This window comes from Promicromonospora kroppenstedtii DSM 19349, assembly GCF_000515355.1.
Classification (GTDB): domain Bacteria; phylum Actinomycetota; class Actinomycetes; order Actinomycetales; family Cellulomonadaceae; genus Promicromonospora; species Promicromonospora kroppenstedtii.
The window spans coordinates 11,251-13,774 of the sequence record NZ_KI911613.1 but is presented as its reverse complement, the minus strand read 5'-3'; the positions used below and the strand labels follow the sequence as shown (position 1 = coordinate 13,774).

General features: G+C 72.2%; 4 protein-coding genes. 2 read left to right on the top strand and 2 right to left on the bottom strand.

Features of this window, described 5'->3' with window-relative positions:
• Together PROKR_RS04245 and PROKR_RS04240 are read left to right on the top strand one after the other, a co-directional pair.
• Positions 1 to 777 (top strand): AAA family ATPase (locus PROKR_RS04245; protein ID WP_036959848.1); only part of this gene is annotated, 777 nt, incomplete at its 5' end.
• Between the two features lie 153 nt (positions 778 to 930).
• A complete protein-coding gene (locus tag PROKR_RS04240; RefSeq protein ID WP_036959846.1) occupies positions 931 to 1,497 on the top strand; it encodes a hypothetical protein in 567 nt (188 codons plus the stop codon).
• Between the two features lie 32 nt (positions 1,498 to 1,529).
• Here PROKR_RS04240 and PROKR_RS04235 read toward each other — a convergent pair whose 3' ends face one another.
• Both PROKR_RS04235 and PROKR_RS04230 read right to left on the bottom strand, forming a co-directional pair.
• Positions 1,530 to 2,339 (bottom strand): ABC transporter ATP-binding protein, encoded by an 810-nt coding sequence (locus tag PROKR_RS04235; protein WP_036959844.1) that lies wholly within the window; start codon positions 2,337 to 2,339, stop codon positions 1,530 to 1,532.
• Positions 2,339 to 2,524: iron chelate uptake ABC transporter family permease subunit (locus PROKR_RS04230; RefSeq protein ID WP_036959842.1), on the bottom strand; the 186-nt coding region annotated here is incomplete at its 5' end. The genes PROKR_RS04230 and PROKR_RS04235, both read right to left, overlap by 1 nt.

Below are 2,524 nucleotides of genomic sequence, written 5' to 3'. Positions count from 1 at the left end.
GCAGCCGGCGCCGAGCCGCAGGAGGCCCCGGCCGAGGACGAGGCGGCCGAGGCACCCGTCGACGACGTCCCCGGCCCGCCGAAGCCCGACCGGATGGTTCCCTACGTGCGTGAGGAGCAGGAGGCCCGGCTGGCCAAGGCCGAGCGCGCGCTGTCGCGCATCGGCGCCGTGAACCCGCTGGCGCTGGAGGAGTTCGCGGCGCTGGAGGAGCGGCACCAGTTCCTGGTGGACCAGCTCGCCGACCTGAAGAAGTCGCGCGAGGACCTGCTCCAGATCGTCGACGACATCGACGAGCGCGTGCAGCAGGTGTTCGCCGAGGCGTTCCAGGACACGGCGGCCAAGTTCCTGGAGATCTTCCCGCGGCTCTTCCCGGGCGGCGAGGGCAAGCTCACGCTCACCGATCCCGGCAACCTGCTCACGACCGGTATCGAGGTCGAGGCCCGGCCCGCGGGCAAGAAGGTCAAGCGGCTCTCGCTGCTCTCCGGCGGGGAGCGCTCGCTGGCGGCCGTCGCGTTCCTCGTGTCGATCTTCAAGGCGCGGCCCAGCCCGTTCTACATCATGGACGAGGTCGAGGCGGCGCTGGACGACGTGAACCTCGGCCGCCTCATCGAGATCTTCAAGGAGCTGCAGAAGGACAGCCAGCTCATCGTGATCACCCACCAGAAGCGCACCATGGAGGTGGCCGACGCCCTCTACGGCGTCACCATGCGGGGCGACGGCGTCACGACGCTGATCAGCCAGCGCATGGGCGACCGCGAGGCCGTCACCGCTTCATAGCGGTCACCGCCCTCATAGAGGGTGATTTTTCGCACGTCGCCGCCGGGAACGCCCAGGTCTGCGTTATTTCTCCTGGCGAAAGACTCGTCGGTTCACGGCGTGTCGCACGCTTCTGCGCGGCGGGACGCGACAGGACACGACACAATAGGGCTCATGTGGTGGTCGGTCATTCTGCTCGTGGTGTGCCTGGTGCTGGCCGTTGGGGTCTTCGTCGTCGCCAGTCAGATGGACGCGCCCTCGAGCAGCACTACCGAGGAGTTCTCGTTCCTCCAGTGGTTCCGGTCCGGACTGGCCCGCCTGCGCAGTGACGACGAGCGGCGTCGGGACGGCCGGCGGCACGGCGCGTCCGCCGTCGCCACGCACGCCGTCGGAGCCCCGTCCGTCTGGGTCGGCAAGCCGCGCGTCGTCCGGCCGGACACCTCGCCCGTCGACATGGGCATGTCCGAGTTCTTCGCCGCGACGATCGAGTCCAAGCCGGGCTACGTCGACGCCGAGGAGCTGACCGACGTCCTGTCCCGCGCGCGGGAGCAGGCGCAGAAGACGCTGCACGTGCCGCTGGGCACCGTGCCGCTCAAGCCGGCCAACTTCGTGCCCGGCCAGCTCCGCTCCGTCCGCCCGGTGCGGTCGGTGGAGAAGGCCACGCCGCAGAACCTGCCGCAGCAGAAGGTCACGCAGGAGTCGCCGTCGGCCGACGCGGGGCCGGCCCAGGCCGCGAGCTAGGCGAGTGCCGGGCCTCGATCCGGCCCAGGCCCTCAGCCCTGCACGGTGTGGTGGGGCACGATCACGGGCGTGCCCGTGCGCGGGTCCGTCAGGACCGACGCCTCGACCGAGAACACCTCGCGCAGCAGCCCTGGCGTCACCACCTCGCCGGGCGCACCCTCCGCGACGATCTCGCCGTCGCGCATCGCCACGATGTGGTGCGCGTACCGGCAGGCGAGGTTGAGGTCGTGCAGCACCATGACGACGGTCCGGCCGTGGTCCCGGTTGAGCGTCGCGACCAGCTCCAGGACGTCGAGCTGGTGGGCCATGTCGAGGTACGTGGTGGGCTCGTCGAGCAGGAGCAGGTCGGTCTCCTGGGCCACGGCCATCGCGATCCACGCCCGCTGCCGCTGCCCGCCGGACAGCTCGTCGACGTCGCGCGCCGCGAGCTCCGTGGTGCCCGTGGCACGCAGCGCGTCCTCGACGGCCTCGGTGTCGCCCTCGCCCCACTGGTGCCACCAGCTCTGGTGCGGGTGGCGGCCGCGGGAGACGAGGTCCCGCACGGTGATCCCCTCGGGCGGCACGGGGGACTGGGGCAGCATGCCCAGGACGCGCGCCACCTCCCGGGTGGGGCGCTCCGCGATCGCCCTGCCGTCCAGCAGCACCGTGCCGCCCGTGGGCGGCATCAGGCGGGCGAGGCCGCGCAGCAGCGTGGACTTGCCGCACGCGTTGGGCCCCACGATGACGGTGACCTGCTGGTCCGGGACGTCGAGCGACAGCTCGCGCACGACGGTCCGGTCGCCGTAGCCCAGCGTGACGGCGTCCGCCCGCAGGCGGGCCACGGACGTGGCGGTGGTGGACATCAGGGGGTCCCTCTCGTCGAGCGGCGGCGCTGGAGCAGGTACAGCAGGTAGGGCGCGCCGACCAGACCGGTCGGGACGCCGACGGGGAGCTGGGCGGGCAGCGCCGTGCGCGCCACGGTGTCCGCGACCAGCACGAGCAGCGCGCCGGCGGCCCCCGCCAGGACGGGCGGGATGTCGGGGACGCC